Raw genomic sequence first — 15,060 nt, 5'->3', positions numbered from 1 at the left:
GCGAGCAAGCTCGCTCCTACAGTAAAACCTGTTGATTCAGCAAAAAGATCCTGGAGTCCCCAATGCCCCATGAAGGCAACCTGTTACAAGCGGCGGTTGTGTTCCTGTTCGCCGCCGTACTGACCGTGCCACTGGCCAAGCGCCTGCAACTGGGCGCCGTGCTCGGTTACTTGCTGGCCGGGGTGATCATCGGCCCGTCAGTGCTGGGCCTGGTGGGCAACCCGCAAAGCGTCAGCCAGTTTTCCGAGCTTGGGGTGGTGTTGCTGCTGTTCATCATTGGCCTGGAGTTATCGCCGAAACGCTTGTGGGTGATGCGCAAGGCGGTATTCGGTGTGGGTCTGGCGCAGGTGCTGTTGACGGGCACTGTGATCGGCGTGGTAGCGCTGTTCGTGTTTGGTCAATCCTGGAACAGCGCGATTGTGCTGGGCCTTGGCCTGGCGCTCTCCTCCACCGCATTCGGCCTGCAAAGCCTGGCCGAGCGCAAGGAACTCAACCAGCCCCACGGGCGCCTGGCCTTTGCCATCCTGTTGTTCCAGGACATCGCGGCCATCCCGCTGATTGCCATGGTGCCGCTGCTCGCCGGCAGCGATCACCCCACCACCACCTCCCAAGGCCTGCAACACGGCCTGGAAATATTGGGCAGTATCGCCGTGGTGATCATCGGCGGGCGCTATCTGTTGCGCCCGGTATTTCGCATCGTGGCCAAGACCGGCCTGCGGGAAGTCTCCACTGCTACGGCGTTGCTGGTAGTGATCGGCACTGCGTGGTTGATGGAGTTGGTGGGCGTGTCCATGGCCCTCGGCGCGTTCCTCGCAGGGCTGCTGCTGGCAGATTCCGAATACCGGCACGAGCTGGAGTCGCAGATCGAACCGTTCAAGGGCCTGCTGCTGGGGCTGTTTTTTATCAGCGTGGGCATGGGCGCCAATATCAGCCTGCTGTTCAGCGCGCCAGTGATCGTGCTGGGCCTGACCCTGCTGCTGATCGCCATCAAGCTGCCGCTGCTGTTTTGCGTGGGGCGCCTGGCCGGTGACCTGAACCGCGAAAGCGCACTGCGCCTGGGCGTGGTGCTGGCGGCCGGTGGTGAATTCGCCTTCGTGGTATTCAAGATCGGCCGCGACCAAGGGCTGTTCGAGCCGCACCTCTACGACATCCTGGTGCTGACCATCACCCTGTCCATGGCCGTGACGCCGTTGCTGCTGTTGCTCTGCCCGAAACTGTTCAAGCCCAAGGCCAAGCCGGTGGAAGTGCCCGAGGAATACCGCGCCATCGAAAGCGATGCGCCACGGGTAGTGATCGCCGGGATGGGCCGAATGGGGCAGATCGTGGCGCGGATCCTGCGGGCGCAGAATATCTCGTTTATCGCCCTCGACACCTCGGTGGAAACCATCGAGCTGACCCGCAGTTTCGGCGGCATGCCGGTGTTCTACGGCGACCCCCAGCGCCCGGAAATCCTCCACGCGGCGAAGGTCGACCAGGCCGAATTCTTCGTGATCGCCATGGACGACCCCGAAATCAACATCAAGACCGCCGAGTTGGTGCGCAGCCTCTACCCCCACATGAAAATCATCGCCCGCGCCCGTAACCGCCAACACGTGCACCGCCTGGTGGACCTCGACGCATCACCGGTGCGCGAGACGTTTTACTCCAGCCTGGAAATGAGCCGCCGCACCCTGGTGGGCCTTGGCTTGACCCAAGCCCAGGCCGATGCGCGCATCAGTCGCTTCAAAAACCATGACCTGCAACTGCTGGCGGCCCAACACGCGGTATACGACGATGCAGCCAAGGTGATGCAATCTGCCCAGGAAGCCCGGACAGAATTGGCGCGGTTGTTTGAGATGGACCGACTCGAGGAGGAGTCCGACAAGGTGTAGGGATGGGGATGAACGATCTTGCGAAAATTCTGACAGAATACGGCGCAATTTCGTTCATCCCTGGAGAGCTTCATGGCCACCCTCAGCAAGACCGCAGCCCTCTTGGCCCTCGCGCTGGCCGCCGGCTTCGGCGCCAGCCAAGTCCTCGCCGCCAGCAAGCCTGCAGCGCAGAAAACCGCCACCCAGACCATCTCCACCCTGGACGGCAAGTTCAGCTTCAACCTGCCAAAATCCTACCTGGCCGACCCGCTGCCAGCCGGTGATGCCGAACACGGCACCGCAGGCGCCACCGGCACGATGTACAGCGACCAGGCCACCAAAAGCGTGATCTTCGTTGTCGAAAAACCGAGTGCCGCCGGCCTGATCAAAGACAACGACCCGCAGTTCCTCGACGGCGCCGTGGCGGATTTCGTCAAGGAGCAAAGCGCTGCCCTGCCGGACTTCAAGAAAGGCGCCGAGAAGAAACTCACCGTCAAGGGCCTGGCCCTGCGCCAGGTGGACAGCACCGCGACCATGGGCGGCGGCAAGACACTGAGTTCCACCTTCCTCACCGGCTCCGGCAGCCACCAGTTGGTGGTGCAGGCGATTTCCCGGGCGGATGACGAAGCCGGTCATGCACTGTTGGTGAAACAGATTATCGGCGGTAAATAACCCGATTTACCTGACAATGAAAATCTAATGTGGGAGCTGGCTTGCCTGCGATAGCGATTGACCAGTCACTGTTTTTGGCGACTGATACACCGCTATCGCAGGCAAGCCAGCTCCCACATTTTTAGCGCAGGCTGTTTTCCAGCCAGTTTTTCAAGTCCAGCAATTCCGCCTCGCCGACGGTATGAATCATCCCGGGGTAGCCATGGAATTCCGGCTTGAGACCAATCCCCATCAACACCTCATTGGCCCGCGTGGCCGAGTAGTAAGGCAGCGCCTGGTCCAACGTCCCGTGGCCGATGAAAATCGCCAGCTTGCCCAGTCGCGCATCCGGCTTGAGCTCAGCCTTGAGCACCGGCAGCACGCTGCCACTCAATGCCGCAATCCCGCGCAGGGTTTCGGGGTGCCGTAATCCCACCTCATAGGACATGATTGCACCCTGGCTGAACCCCACCAGGAACACCCGCTCGGGTTGGGTGTGGTACTTGGTGGTGGCCTGTGCGACGAAGTCTTCGATCAGCTTGGCGCTGCTCTGCAGATCGGCGGTCTCGCCATCAAAGTCGCCGTCTCCCGGCTTCTTGCGAAACCAGCGATAACCGCCGCCTTCCACCGGCATCGGTGCCCGCGCAGACAGGTAGGTCCAGGTCGACGGCAAGCGGTCCTTGAGCCCGAACAAATCCGCCTCGTCACTGCCATAACCATGCAGGAAGATCACCAGTGGTTCGTTGCGCGCATCGCTCTGGGTCTGTTCCAGATACGGCAGCGGCAAGTCAGTATGCAATTCGGCTTCGGCATGGGCAGCACTGGCAAACAGCGCCAGCGTCAGGGCGATCAGTTTGAGCATGGGCATCAACCTCTAGGGTTTGCGTAACAGATAAGTGTCCATGATCCAGCCATTGGCCTGGCGCGCCGCCTTGCGCACCCGTTCGATCTCTTCGGCCACCTCGGCGACTTTGCCGCTGATCAGGATTTCATCCGGCGTGCCCAGGTAGGCACCCCAGTAGATATCCAGGTCTTGATCGGCCACGGTGCGGTAGGAATCTTCGGCATCAAGCATGACAACCAGGGTATCGGCATCACTCGCCTGCCCCGCCGCCAACCGGCGCCCGGTGGTGATTTCGATGGAGCGCCCGATGCGGTTCAACGGCACCTTGTGCTGGGCCGCCAGGGCCTGGACGCTGGTAATCCCCGGGATCACCTCAAACTCGAACGTGCAACTGCCACTGGCGAGAATCGCCTGCAGGATCCGAATGGTGCTGTCGTACAGCGCCGGGTCGCCCCAGGCCAGGAACGCACCGACTTCGCCGTCAGCCATTTCTTCGTTGATCATCCGCTCGAAGGTCTGCTGCTTGTCGCGGTTCAGGTCCTTTACGGCGGTGGTGTAGTCAATGTCACCGCGCACCCGCTCGGGGCAATCGGCCTCGACAAAGCGGTAGGCATGATCGGTGATGTAGGTCTCGCAGATTTCCCGGCGCAGGTCGATCAGCTTGTCCTTGCTCTGGCCCTTGTCCATCAGGAAAAACACGTCGGTGCGGTTGAGCGCCTTGACCGCCTGCATCGTGATGTAGTCGGGGTTGCCGGCGCCAATGCCGATGATCAGGATGCGTTTCATGGGTAAGTCTTCATGGGTGTGCTCGGTGCGGGGAGCGGATTTTGCCATGTTCGGGGCGTCAGGCGTGAGTTTCCAGGCGCAGTCGCCAACGGCCGTTGAAGCGCAGTTCGGTGGATGACAGCGGCTCCACGTCGATCAGGTTGAACAGTGCGGGCGGGCATTGCATGACGTGCAACAGCGCCGCGCGGATGACGAACGGGTGGGTCACGGCCAGTACATGCCCGGGTGTTTGCTCGAGGGACTGCAACCACTGCCCTACCCGTTCACACAACTGCACCACCGACTCACCGCCGTGGGGCGCCGAGGTGCTGTCGGTCAGCCAGGCCTGCAGTGCCTGCGGTTCGGCCTGCTGGATCTCATCAATGGCCAGCCCTTGCCAGTGGCCGAAATCACAATCGCGCAGGGCTGTTTCAACCGAAGCGTCGGCGGCAAACAGCGTGGCCGTCTGCCGGGTTCGTGCCTCCGGGCCACACACCACAAGGGGCGCGCGCTTGAAACGCTGCGCCTGGGACAACGCGGCCTGCTGCCAGTCCATCTCCACCGGCTCATCCAGCGCAAAGCGTGCACGCTTCTGGGCACGGGTGCTGGCATGGGAAACAAGGGTCAAACGGGTGGCCTGCATGACAAATCGCTCTGGTTTTAAGGTGCAGTCAGCGTAGACTCGCGAAGTTGTTTCAATATGTTTCAACTATTCTGCAACAGGAAGCCGGTTCAATGCCGGCGCGGTCGCGCCACTGTATTCGGCCTGATAGCCGTAAGCCAGACCCTGTTTCAGCCAACTCGCTATCCATTTCGGGACGCGTCATCCCTGGAGGTTCTCATGGCTTATACCGCTGCAACTGATTCCGACGTTTCAATCCCGTCCATTCCCCTGGGCGAAATCCTGCCCTGGGCGATTTTCGGAGGCCTGCTGCTGTTGCTGGCGATTTACTTCGTTGGCGCCGAGCAAGGCGCAACCGCCGTGTTCAAAGGCATGTACGTGCATGAGTTTGTGCATGACGGTCGTCACCTGCTGGGTTTCCCCTGCCATTGATTGGAGCGTGACGACATGACAGGGCATTTACTCGTTCGCGGGATGCTGGTGGGCTTGCTCGCGGGCATCCTGGCCTTCGGTTTCGCCAAGACCTTTGGCGAACCGCAGATCGACAAGGCCATCGCCTTCGAAGATCAGATGGCACAGATGCACGGCGACGCGCCGGAAGAAGAACTGGTGAGCCGCGAAGTACAAAGTACCTTCGGCCTGTTCACCGGTGTGGCGGTGTACAGCGTGTCCCTGGGCGGCATTTTCGCTCTGGTGTTCGCCTACTCCCTGGGCCGCATCGGCAAGGTTGGGCCCCGTGGCCTGGCGGCGCTGCTGGCCTTGGCGGCGTTTGTGACGATCATCGTGGTACCGGGGCTCAAGTATCCGGCCAACCCGCCATCGGTGGGTGACCCGGCGACCATCGCGCAACGCACCAAGCTGTTCTTCCTGATGCTGCTGGTGTCGGTGGCGGCTGCGGTGATTGCGATCAACGCTGCGCGCAAGCTGATTGCCAGTCGGGGCATATGGACCGGCGCGATTCTGGGTGTGGCGTTGTACATCGTGATCGTCTCGGTGGCCGGCAGCCTGTTCCCGACCATCAACGAAGTGCCGGAGCAATTCTCGGCCGTGTTGCTGTGGAAATTCCGCGTAGCCTCCCTGGGCATTCAACTGGTGCTGTGGACCACCCTGGGCCTGGTGTTCGGCGCCGTGGCCGAGCGCAAGCTGAGCCAGCCTCAGGCGCGCCTCAACTCCTGATGGCAGAGGTCGCCGCCGACGGATCGGCGGCGACCGGCAATCACACGCCTGGTCGCGCCAGGTAAAACACCTCGTAGCCGCTGCCCGGGTGATTCACATCCAGCGCCTTGCCCGACAAGGTAATCCGCACCAGCTTCCACGCCTGTACATCCAGCGCCAGAAACACCGCGAAGTTATCGCTGCTGTCCGCAATCTGCTGGTTGCGCGCCTTTTCTGCGGCCAGGACCTGCCCACGATCCGCTCCCGGCGCCAGCGCCCACTCCTCCCGATACAGGCTCAAGGCGGTTTGCGCCGGGCCTCGCTGCACATCCAGCGGCAACCAGGACTCAATGTGCGGCTGGCCAAAACTGTCGAGGACCTTCTGAAAGCGCTCGCCGAGTAAAAAGTCCGCAGCCTGCAACGGGTCCGACCAGAGATAAACCGACGAATACAGGTTGCCCACGCCCGGCGCCTGCCCTCGCTCCTGGGCAATAAACGCCTTGAACAGCAAACCCTCGGTGTGATCCCACAACGGCCCCAGGCGGGCGGCCCGCTCGCGGATGACACCCATGTCGTAATCGGCTGGCAAGCGGTGTGAATACTGTTTGGCAAACATCATGGCGCTCCTGTTCAGATGAGTGACCAGCTTGCGCAGCGGCCATGATTTCAGCAAGATATCACCCGATATAAGTGTGATAAGGAACTGAAATGACCGACGCACTCAAACCGCTGGATATCGACACCGTGCATGCCTTTGTCCTGGTGGCTGATTTCGCCAGCTTCACCCGCGCGGCCCAGGCCCTGGATACTTCACAGGCGGCCATCAGCCTCAAGCTCAAGCGCCTGGAAGAGCGCCTCGGTTACCGCCTGCTGGTGCGCACGCCACGGCACGTACGGCTGTCGCCCCAGGGCGAGCAATTCATCGTTGCCGCCCGTGCGCTGCTCAACGCTCACGAACGGGCATTGGGTGACATGGGCAACGGCGCACCGCGACGGCTGGTGATCGGTATCAGCGACCATGTGGCCGGGCCGGACCTGCCGCTGTGGCTCAGCCGCCTGGCGGCGTACGACCCGCTGGTGATTCTGGAGGTGCGGATTGCCTCGTCCCGGGACCTGGTCGCCGCGTTCGACCGCGACGAACTGGACGCCGTGATCGTGCGCAACGAAGGCGACCGCCAGGACGGTGAAGTGTTGGTGGTGGAGCGCTTTGGCTGGTTCGCCGCACCGACCTGGCAGCACACGCCCGGCACGCCCCTGCGCATGGCGACCATGGCCTCGCCCTGCGGCGTGCGGCACCTGGCAGTGCGGGCGCTGGATGAGGCGCGGATTGACTGGACCGAAGTGTTTGTCGGCGGCGGCGTCATGGCCGTGGGTGCGGCAGTGAGTGCCGGCCTGGGCGTGGCCGCACTGGCCCGGCGGGTGGCACCCGCAGGTGCTGTAGACGTAAGTGAACAGTACGGATTACCAGCGTTGCCCGTCAGTGAAATCGTTCTGCATAGCCGAATCAGTGATGGCCGCTCTCGCGAGACGTTGCGGGCCTTGAGTGCAACCTTCAGAGGGGTTCTGGAGCGCTAGGCTGCATCTGGTTATAGCGCCCGCGCACAAACCGCTCCAGTTCATCTCCTGGCAACGCCTTGCTGAAATACCAGCCCTGGATGATCAACTCCGAGCCCGATTGCAGAAACGCCAGCTGCTCGGCAGTTTCCACGCCTTCGACCACCACTCCGAGGTTCAACGCCTCACAAAACCGCAGCATCCCGGTCAACACCTGGGCGCCCTTCGGATCATGCTGGGCCACCACGAAACTGCGATCGATCTTGATGAAATCCACCGGGAACTGATGCAGATAACTCAGCGCCGAAAACCCGGTGCCAAAGTCGTCGATGTAGACCTTGGCGCCAATCGCCTGCAGCTTCTCGATCATTTGCCGCGTGCCCTGGATATCTCCGATCAAGGCATCCTCGGTGATCTCCACCGACACCTGGCCATGGGCCTGGGCCAGGATCTCCACCAGCCGGTCACCGTACGCCGGGGTGGTGAGCGTGGCACTGGAGATATTAATGGTCATCGGCAACCCAAAGCCGACCTTCTGCCATTTCTGATACTGGCGCACCGCCTGGGACGCGACCCACACATCCACGTCGGGCATCAGCCGGGCATGAGCCAACCATTGCAGGAACTCCCACGGCGAATGCACCGTGCCCTCGGCATCCCGGGCGCGCATCAAGGCTTCGCAACCGGTGCAGAGCCCGGTCCGGGTCGAAATCTGCGGCTGGAATTCGAGGTAGAACTCATAGTCGCTGATCTGCTGGATGTGGCTCAACTCGCTGACCTGACGCGCCTGGGCCTTATGGGAGGCCATCACTGGGTCCAGTTCCAGCAAGCGCCCTTTTTCTTCCAGGCCGCGAAAGGTCATGTCCAGCGACTTCAGATACACCGTACCGCCTTCCGTAGCCTGGCGATGAATCGCCCGCACATAGGGCGCATAAATCAGCGTACCAATCACCAGCAACACCACCTGCAGCACCACAGCCGCCAGGTCACCATGGGTACTCAGGTAAGCGTTGAGCAACACCGGTGCGGTGAACGGCACGCTGACCACTGCGGGCGACACCCAGCCCAACTGCACCACCGTGAGTGCCAGCATCGCGTTGAGCGCCGGCACCAGCAGAAAGGGAATGAACAGGCGTGGGTTGAGGATAATCGGCAGGCCAAACAACAGCACTTCACTGACATTGAACAAGGACAGCGGCAGGCTGGCTATCGCCACCAATCGCATGGACTGGCTCCTGGAAAACACCAGGATCGCCAGCAGCAGGCTCAACGCACCGCCGGAGCCACCGATAAACGCAAAGCTGCCCAGCAAGCCGCCGTTCAACACATATTTGATCGGTTCGCCTGCCGCCAGCGCCGCGTTGTTGAGCACAACGGCCTGGTCCAGCACATCAAACAACGGCTGCATGGCGTAGACACCATGGATGCCGAAAAACCACAGCAGCGAATTCATCAGGGTCACAAACAGGCCGGTGCCATAGGGCGACTGCAGCGCATCGAGCACCTGTGGGCCCTGAAGCTGCGCCACCTGAGGAATCTGCAGCAGCAACGACAGCACAAGCACCAGCCCGAGCGCGGTGATCGCCCCCGGTACCACCATATTGATGGTGCCCTTGAGGTTGTGTCCCACCAGGTCTTCATTGACCAACCGGGTCCAGCGGCGCCGGTGCAGCCAGGCGATAACCGGCACGTTGAGCAGCGGCGAGGCAATCGCGATAAACAGCACGAAGGTCGCCGAGGCGCGGGGAAAATCCCGCAGCACATACGTCGCAATCACCACATGGGCCAGGCACAGAAATGCTACCGGCAACTGCGGCAGGCGGTATTGAATCGCGAGCATGTAACCGATGGAAGCGGCCACCAGCAACGGGATCACCGAGCTGATCTTATTGTGCAACCCGGCCAGGAAGGCCACCACCTGCGGGTCGAAACCCAGCACGCGGGCGCATTCGGACAAGATCAGGAAACCCGCCGACACCAACAGGCACGGCAGGATCCACAACAGCCCCTCGCGTATGGCCCGCAACGACTCGGTGCTGGCCAAAGCCGCCAGTCGCTGGGTGAAGAAAAGCTTGAACAGCGTTTGCGCCATCACCTGTCCCTCGGTCCCTGATGCCAGGGTCGCAAAATAACACCCGGCCGTAGCCTTTATCGCCGGGTTAACGCTACACGGCCTGATACCGCGAGCGAAAGGCTTTTGCTGCCACTGGCGCAATTATTCAGAATCCCCCCGTGGCGCTGCTGCTTGTCGATTGGCACGGGTTGGCCCATCCTTTGACGCACTTGTTGTCGTAAATGACCGTGGAGTAAACCTTTGTCCCAACCCGGCGAAAACCACCAGCTAGCCCTGGACAGATTCCTGACCGAGCACCCGGCCCTGGCCGCGGAACTGAATACGTTGAACCCCCTGGCCGCCCAGGCCAAAGGGGAAACACTCGAGCAGTATCGCGCCGAGCGGCTGCATGAAGCGTTTGAGGCCGAAGCCGAGCAGCAAGGGCTCTTCGCCTGGGAACTGACGCTGAAATTGACGGCGCATTCCCCTGCCGAGTTCGAGGCCCAGCGGCTGGAGGTGCACAAGGAAGTGGCGCAGATGGCAGGCCTGAGTTGGGCGGAGTATTGCCAATTGCATGACTTGCCGGGTTAGAACCAGCGGCTCAACCCCTGGCGGGTATCGCCGATCACTGCCTGTAATTCATCAAGGGTGATGGTCCGGCGTTCAGGGTCTGCCGCCAAAGCCGTGCGTAAGGCAGGCCAGCAATGGCGAGGCAACTGCGGGGGCCGAGGCGGCCGCTCACCGGACGGGTGCCGTCCGTGTGCCAACTCGTAAAGCACACAGGCCACTGCGTAAAGATCGGTACTGGGCGACAGTGCCCCGCCGGCCAGCAACTCCGGTGCGGCATACGTGGGCGTCCAGGCGTTGAAACGGCTGCGACTCAAGCCCGGCGGACCCGCTGAAGCCTGGCCCAGGCCAAAATCAAACAGCCGCAATCCTGCCTCTTCCACCATGACATTGCCGGGTTTCACATCCCCGTGCAGCACCCCCTGCTGATGACAATGTCGCAATGCATCGAGCAGTTGCACGGCGATGCCTTGCAACTCTCGCCAGGGTAAGCCGCTCGGGCACTCCAGCAGCAACCGGTCCAGGGTCATGCCCTGGAGCAGCTCCATGGTGAAGAACGCCAGATGGGAGGGAGCGTCCACCTCAAACGAAAACACCCGCACCACTTGCTCATGCCGCAGGCTGCGCGTCAGGGCGAACTCGCTGTACAGCAGCACGTGGGCATCCGCAGACTCGCGGATGGCTTCGCCCAGTACCTTGATCGCCACACTGGAACGTGACTCGCCAAACTGTTCATGCAGCAGGTCCCGGGCGCGATAGACCACGCCCATGCCGCCAGCGCCCAGCACACGTTCGATCAGGTATCGCCCGGCCAGCAACTCGGGTGTGCTTCCACGCTGCAGGTTTGCCTGTGCCCTGGCAAAGGCAAAGTGAGTCACCTCACTCATGACTGCACCACCACAGCCGTCAGGTTGTCACCGGCGGTTCCCCGCAATACGCCTGCGAACAGTTGGTCCAGAATTCGCTGCGGGTTACCCAGGCTCAACGCCTGGCCCAATTCGCTATGGCTAAGCGCCTGGTACAGGCCATCGCTGCACAACAGAAAGACATCCCCCGCCAACGTCTCCAGCTCCAGTACCTGGGGACTCAAAGGAGCCCGTGAACCGATGGCCCGGGTCAAGGCCCGTGCATCAGGATGGGCCCTGGCCTGTTCCGGGTTTACCTGCTGGTCAATCATTTGCTCGAACAACGAATGGTCCCGTGACAGCTGGTACAACATCTGCCCGCGCCACAGGTAACAACGGCTGTCACCGGCCCAGACACACGCGGCACGGTCGCCCTGGAGCAGCAATGCCACGACCGTGCTCCCCATGATGGCCTCGGCGCCATGGGTGGCCAGTGTCAGCTCCTCCCCCAGCCGCCGGTTGAGCCATTGCAGGCAGCGGCGCGTCGCCTCGACCCGCTCGTCCAGGCTACCCTGGCCAGGCAACGACGCCAGGCTGTCGACCACCAACTGGCTGGCAACATCCCCCGCCTGGTGCCCGCCCATTCCGTCTGCCACGGCCCAGTAACCCTTCCAGGGGCAATCGAGAAAGGCGTCCTCGTTGCGTAACCGGACCTTTCCACGGTCTGTACGGCCAGCGCTGTGCCAGCGTTCGAGGGGTTGGGTCACAACTGCTCCGGCAGGCGGAAGGTACGCCACTGCGCCATCTGAAACGGGTTGGGCGTCCGCCGGCTGGTCAGCAGGTAGTTGGCGCGCAAGCCTGCCAGGTCAGCCTTGAGGATCAGCACATCCTGCCCGTCAGAAGCTTCGCTCTGCATCAGGTCGAACAAGCGGAACAGCGACCAGGCCCCGGTATTTTTTTCAAGCCCCAGCGCCCGCTCACTGCCCCGCTCCAGCACCAGGCTGCTGCGACCATTTTCCACCTCGGTTGGCCATTGCATCGCCATGGGCACGATTGGCCCATGGCGGTACTCCATTTGCTGGTCGCCAAAACGCAAGACCGCACGACTCACCGACGAGTCCAGGCTGTAGGGCGCCAACGTGAAACGAACCTGCAGGTCCCCCGGCTCATCGGCAAAGAAACCGCGCCTGATCACCTGCACCTTCTCTTGCTGATCGAGCAACGCCCGGGACATCGGCAAGCTTCGCCCGTCCAGGCTGCGCAGCCTGTAGCGGCCGGCATCACCGCTGACAAAAGGCCTTAGATAGCTGTCAAAAAATCGCGCCATGACCCCTTCCGGCTTGAAGAACTCCTGAAAATCATTGAGGGAAACGTCGCTGCTGGCATGGGCATTGAACGGAAAACGCTGCTTGATTGCCTTGGCGTAAAAACCATATACCTCGCTCTGATAGCGCTGGTTCACATGGCGATAGGCCTGATCGAGCAGGCGACGCCAATGCTCGTCGGCCAGGCTTTCGAACCAGCCCGCCAACGGCAACGGCAACCGAGCAGCCACGTTCCGCAGGTTACCCAGGGCATCCTGCTGCCCCTGGATCCGGCGCTTGACCATCTCGAAGGCCACCGGCTCCGGCGAGCCGTCACGATTCAAGGTCGCCAGTTGCAGGTGCAAGTCGTTGAGTGCCTGCAACACCTGGGTCAACTCGGTGCCGGGGTTTTCCTGGCTGTCGAGCAACTGGTGCAAGGGTTCGAAGCGGCGTTGCATGGCGCGCCGTGCCGTGTCAGGCAATACATGGGTCAACCCGACTGCCGTCCGGGCAACCTGTACCCGCTCTGCCGCAGGGCCGGGCAGTTTGGCAGCCACTTCATCCAGGCGCTCCGTGGCCGATGGCAAGCGCGTGTTATCACGCACCTGTTGTAACAACTGCAGCAACGGTGACTGGGCTGACGTCAGGCTGGCAAGTTGCTCGGCGCCCTGGCGGGAATTGTCAGTCTCCCGCAGGCTAATCCGCCCAAGCGCCTCGCTCCAGGCATTGGCATACTCGCTGAAGTAGCGTTGCTCGAGTTCCACCATCAACCGCTGCAAGTCCATGGCACTCAGGTCCGCACCCTCCCCCAGCACCCAGTTGTCCTGCACGATAGTGTTCACCAGGCGCGCGCCCTGCTCTTCGAAATGCCGCAGGTAGTTGCGGGTATAAAAACCCGGAATGGGACGGTCGACCCCGTCAAACACCAGCCCCTGTGCAAGGCGGTAAGGCTCAAGAGCGCGGGCTTGCTCCCGCAGCACGCGGTACACCACATCGACCAATGACTCCCCTCGCAACACGTGCCGTGCCTGTGCCACCAGTTCGTTATCGAGCGACTGCACGAACGGCTGCTCAAGCAACCGTGCGAAGTGTTCATTCAAACGACTTTGCACAGAGGGCTCGCCGGCAAACCTTACAGACCAATGCCCCGCCACCCGCTCACGCAACCAGCCAACGTCTCGCCGCTCCCGCAGGTTAAGCATCAGGTAGGCGCGGAGGTTGTCCAGCAGCCGCTCGCGATCTTCCAGGCTGGCGCGCACCTGTTCCTGCAGCATCTCGTTGATCTGAGGCAACAGCAACTGCCCCAACGCCTGCTCATAGGCCTGCTCCAGCACTGGATGGCTGAGCGTGCCTTGATACAACCCCGCCCGTTCAACCAGCCGGGCTTCGCCCTGAACAGGAAAAACCCGCGTCGATGCCAGGCGCCTGTCCAGCAGGGGCAGGACCGCCAGGGTCGCGTCCAGGCCAGGTGGCGTGGTCGTTGGCTGCTGCACCAGTTCCCGCAGTTGCTCCAGACGTTGATGATTGGAAGAGTAACTGTGGGTCCAAAGCAAACCGGCCGCCCCGACCACCACCAGTGCACTCAGGCCCATCCCCCACTGGCGCCAGCGAATTCGACGCCGTTCCAGGCTATCGAGGCCCGCCAGGTCCGCTTCTGCCAGAATCAGGCTGAACAAGCCCTGGATAAAGCGTGGGCGAGGATCCAGTGCCTGTGGGCCACCGTCGGCACTGGTCAAGTAGAAGCCACGGAATCCGTTGGTGCGCTGATAACGCGGGCCGCAGAAAGCCACTTCGATGTACAGGCTCAGACGTTCGCCAATCCGGGCCGCCTGATGGGGGAAATCGAGCATCCGGCCCCGCAGGTCGCTGTTACGCTCCTGGTGCAGTCGCTGTACAAGCTCACCGCTCAGGCGCTGCAGCAGTGCTTCAAAGGCCTGGCGTACCTGGCCCATTTCCATACCGCCCTTGCCCGGAACGATGGGTTCGCCGAGCACCGCATCAGTGCCTTCACTCAGTGGACGGTCGAAGAATTCCGCAAACCCCGGCAGACGGTCGGCCTGGGTCACCACCAGGTAAATCGGCAGGTCCACATGCAGCGTCTGCCGGATTTCCTGCAGCCGGCTTTGGACTGCCCGCGCCTCATTCTCCAGATCACGCTCGCCGCCATGGAGCAAGGTATCCATCGAGAGAGCGACCACCACGCCATTGAGCGGACGTGTCCGGCGACGCGCCTTGAGCAGCCCCAACAGCGTCGACCAACCCGCGCCATCCACACCGCCGTCGGGCTGGGTAAGGTAGCGGCCCGCCGTGTCGAGCAACAGGCCGTCTTCGGCGAAATGCCAATCACAGTAGCCCGTCGTCGCCATCGGCTCGCCACGATCCTGGAGCAATTGCAACCCACTGGCGGCCAACAACCGGGACTTGCCGCTGCCCTCCTTGCCGATCAGCAGATACCACGGCAGCGCGTTGCGCCAACGCGGGCTGCGGTCGCCATAAATGCTCGAATTTTTCAGGGTGTACAGGGCGTCCTTGAAACGACCGCGCAGTTGGCGCTGCTCGTTTTCGATCTGCCCTTTACCCTGGCGCTGCTCAACACTGTCGACGGTTTGTAGCCGGGTCATGCTGCGCCAATTGGCATACACCATCGCCAGGCCCCACAACAAAAACAGCCCGCTGATCGTCAGCAGGCGCGCCGCAGTTCCCTGCCAGAACCGATAGTCATCAACAGCCAGTAATGGCCCTAGGAACCACACGATCATCGCGATCGCGAGCACCAGCAACAGGCTCCAGACCCAAATCCTGGCCAGCACGGTGCCCGCGCTCCTGAAGAATGCGTTCATGAGTTGCTCC

14 protein-coding genes are annotated in these 15,060 nt (G+C 62.0%); 6 read left to right on the top strand and 8 right to left on the bottom strand.

Annotated features, from left to right (window positions below; genetic code table 11):
* The first annotated feature begins 62 nt into the window (after positions 1-62).
* Together V3W39_RS23785 and V3W39_RS23780 are read left to right on the top strand one after the other, a co-directional pair.
* Complete coding sequence (locus tag V3W39_RS23785) at positions 63-1,871, top strand: monovalent cation:proton antiporter-2 (CPA2) family protein (protein ID WP_177044570.1); 1,809 nt, start codon at positions 63-65, stop codon at positions 1,869-1,871.
* 72 nt (positions 1,872-1,943) lie between these two features.
* Positions 1,944-2,522 carry a hypothetical protein gene (locus tag V3W39_RS23780; RefSeq protein WP_294732981.1) on the top strand — a complete coding sequence of 193 codons (579 nt, stop codon included), beginning with the start codon at positions 1,944-1,946 and terminating at the stop codon, positions 2,520-2,522.
* A gap of 121 nt (positions 2,523-2,643) precedes the next feature.
* On the opposite strand, the gene V3W39_RS23775 is transcribed toward V3W39_RS23780, so the two are convergent.
* The 3 genes from V3W39_RS23775 to V3W39_RS23765 are packed head-to-tail and all read right to left on the bottom strand — an operon-like array spanning position 2,644 to position 4,753.
* Positions 2,644-3,363 (bottom strand): alpha/beta hydrolase, encoded by a 720-nt coding sequence (locus V3W39_RS23775; protein WP_330213434.1) that lies wholly within the window; start codon positions 3,361-3,363, stop codon positions 2,644-2,646.
* 12 nt (positions 3,364-3,375) lie between these two features.
* Entirely contained in the window at positions 3,376-4,131 is a 756-nt protein-coding gene (gene cobF, locus V3W39_RS23770) for a precorrin-6A synthase (deacetylating) (RefSeq protein ID WP_177044564.1), read from the bottom strand.
* Between the two features lie 58 nt (positions 4,132-4,189).
* Positions 4,190-4,753 carry a histidine phosphatase family protein gene (locus V3W39_RS23765; RefSeq protein WP_177044562.1) on the bottom strand — a complete coding sequence of 188 codons (564 nt, stop codon included), beginning with the start codon at positions 4,751-4,753 and terminating at the stop codon, positions 4,190-4,192.
* Positions 4,754-4,951: 198 nt separating this feature from the next.
* On the opposite strand from V3W39_RS23765, the gene V3W39_RS23760 reads away from it, so the two are divergent.
* Positions 4,952-5,164 (top strand): CbtB domain-containing protein, encoded by a 213-nt coding sequence (locus tag V3W39_RS23760; protein ID WP_169388061.1) that lies wholly within the window; start codon positions 4,952-4,954, stop codon positions 5,162-5,164.
* Between the two features lie 15 nt (positions 5,165-5,179).
* Positions 5,180-5,908, top strand: coding sequence for a CbtA family protein (locus V3W39_RS23755; protein WP_259197239.1), 729 nt, complete (start codon positions 5,180-5,182; stop codon positions 5,906-5,908).
* A gap of 40 nt (positions 5,909-5,948) precedes the next feature.
* Here V3W39_RS23755 and V3W39_RS23750 read toward each other — a convergent pair whose 3' ends face one another.
* The gene (locus tag V3W39_RS23750; protein ID WP_177044717.1) at positions 5,949-6,503 is read right to left on the bottom strand and encodes a DUF4865 family protein; all 555 of its coding nucleotides are present in this window, start codon (positions 6,501-6,503) and stop codon (positions 5,949-5,951) included.
* A 92-nt stretch (positions 6,504-6,595) separates the two neighbouring features.
* Here V3W39_RS23750 and V3W39_RS23745 point away from each other — a divergent pair, with 92 nt between their 5' ends.
* The gene (locus V3W39_RS23745) at positions 6,596-7,462 is read left to right on the top strand and encodes a LysR family transcriptional regulator (RefSeq protein WP_177078471.1); all 867 of its coding nucleotides are present in this window, start codon (positions 6,596-6,598) and stop codon (positions 7,460-7,462) included.
* Here the strand turns inward: V3W39_RS23745 and V3W39_RS23740 are convergent.
* Positions 7,440-9,533, bottom strand: coding sequence for a PTS sugar transporter subunit IIC/EAL domain-containing protein (locus V3W39_RS23740; RefSeq protein ID WP_330213433.1), 2,094 nt, complete (start codon positions 9,531-9,533; stop codon positions 7,440-7,442). The two genes, V3W39_RS23745 and V3W39_RS23740, sit on opposite strands and share 23 nt — an antisense overlap.
* Before the next feature lie 222 nt (positions 9,534-9,755).
* Between V3W39_RS23740 and V3W39_RS23735 the strand changes: the two genes are divergently transcribed.
* Positions 9,756-10,085 carry a DUF6388 family protein gene (locus V3W39_RS23735; RefSeq protein WP_177044555.1) on the top strand — a complete coding sequence of 110 codons (330 nt, stop codon included), beginning with the start codon at positions 9,756-9,758 and terminating at the stop codon, positions 10,083-10,085.
* Here V3W39_RS23735 and V3W39_RS23730 read toward each other — a convergent pair.
* The 3 genes from V3W39_RS23730 to tssM are packed head-to-tail and all read right to left on the bottom strand — an operon-like array spanning position 10,082 to position 15,050.
* The gene (locus tag V3W39_RS23730) at positions 10,082-10,948 is read right to left on the bottom strand and encodes a serine/threonine-protein kinase (protein ID WP_330213432.1); all 867 of its coding nucleotides are present in this window, start codon (positions 10,946-10,948) and stop codon (positions 10,082-10,084) included. The genes V3W39_RS23735 and V3W39_RS23730 overlap by 4 nt on opposite strands.
* Positions 10,945-11,673, bottom strand: coding sequence for a PP2C family protein-serine/threonine phosphatase (locus V3W39_RS23725; RefSeq protein ID WP_330213431.1), 729 nt, complete (start codon positions 11,671-11,673; stop codon positions 10,945-10,947). The genes V3W39_RS23730 and V3W39_RS23725 overlap by 4 nt, the downstream gene beginning before the upstream one ends.
* Complete coding sequence (gene tssM / locus V3W39_RS23720) at positions 11,670-15,050, bottom strand: type VI secretion system membrane subunit TssM (protein WP_330213430.1); 3,381 nt, start codon at positions 15,048-15,050, stop codon at positions 11,670-11,672. Before tssM ends, V3W39_RS23725 begins: the two co-directional genes overlap by 4 nt.
* Between the last annotated feature and the right edge of the window lie 10 nt (positions 15,051-15,060).

The organism is Pseudomonas sp. Z18(2022) (genome assembly GCF_036346535.1).
Lineage (GTDB): Bacteria > Pseudomonadota > Gammaproteobacteria > Pseudomonadales > Pseudomonadaceae > Aquipseudomonas > Aquipseudomonas yamanorum_A.
Note: the sequence above shows the minus strand (reverse complement) of the source record. Positions and strands in the feature narration are given on the sequence as shown.

What these genes read in the sequence shown, in the direction of transcription:
- V3W39_RS23775 (WP_330213434.1), bottom strand. Translation starts at nt 3,363, where the DNA reads ATGCTCAAACTGATCGCCCTGACGCTGGCGCTGTTTGCCAGTGCTGCC.
- V3W39_RS23740 (WP_330213433.1), bottom strand. Translation starts at nt 9,533, where the DNA reads ATGGCGCAAACGCTGTTCAAGCTTTTCTTCACCCAGCGACTGGCGGCT.
- cobF (WP_177044564.1), bottom strand. Translation starts at nt 4,131, where the DNA reads ATGAAACGCATCCTGATCATCGGCATTGGCGCCGGCAACCCCGACTAC.
- V3W39_RS23755 (WP_259197239.1), top strand. Translation starts at nt 5,180, where the DNA reads ATGACAGGGCATTTACTCGTTCGCGGGATGCTGGTGGGCTTGCTCGCG.
- tssM (WP_330213430.1), bottom strand. Translation starts at nt 15,050, where the DNA reads ATGAACGCATTCTTCAGGAGCGCGGGCACCGTGCTGGCCAGGATTTGG.
- V3W39_RS23730 (WP_330213432.1), bottom strand. Translation starts at nt 10,948, where the DNA reads ATGAGTGAGGTGACTCACTTTGCCTTTGCCAGGGCACAGGCAAACCTG.
- V3W39_RS23765 (WP_177044562.1), bottom strand. Translation starts at nt 4,753, where the DNA reads ATGCAGGCCACCCGTTTGACCCTTGTTTCCCATGCCAGCACCCGTGCC.
- V3W39_RS23780 (WP_294732981.1), top strand. Translation starts at nt 1,944, where the DNA reads ATGGCCACCCTCAGCAAGACCGCAGCCCTCTTGGCCCTCGCGCTGGCC.
- V3W39_RS23760 (WP_169388061.1), top strand. Translation starts at nt 4,952, where the DNA reads ATGGCTTATACCGCTGCAACTGATTCCGACGTTTCAATCCCGTCCATT.
- V3W39_RS23745 (WP_177078471.1), top strand. Translation starts at nt 6,596, where the DNA reads ATGACCGACGCACTCAAACCGCTGGATATCGACACCGTGCATGCCTTT.
- V3W39_RS23785 (WP_177044570.1), top strand. Translation starts at nt 63, where the DNA reads ATGCCCCATGAAGGCAACCTGTTACAAGCGGCGGTTGTGTTCCTGTTC.
- V3W39_RS23750 (WP_177044717.1), bottom strand. Translation starts at nt 6,503, where the DNA reads ATGTTTGCCAAACAGTATTCACACCGCTTGCCAGCCGATTACGACATG.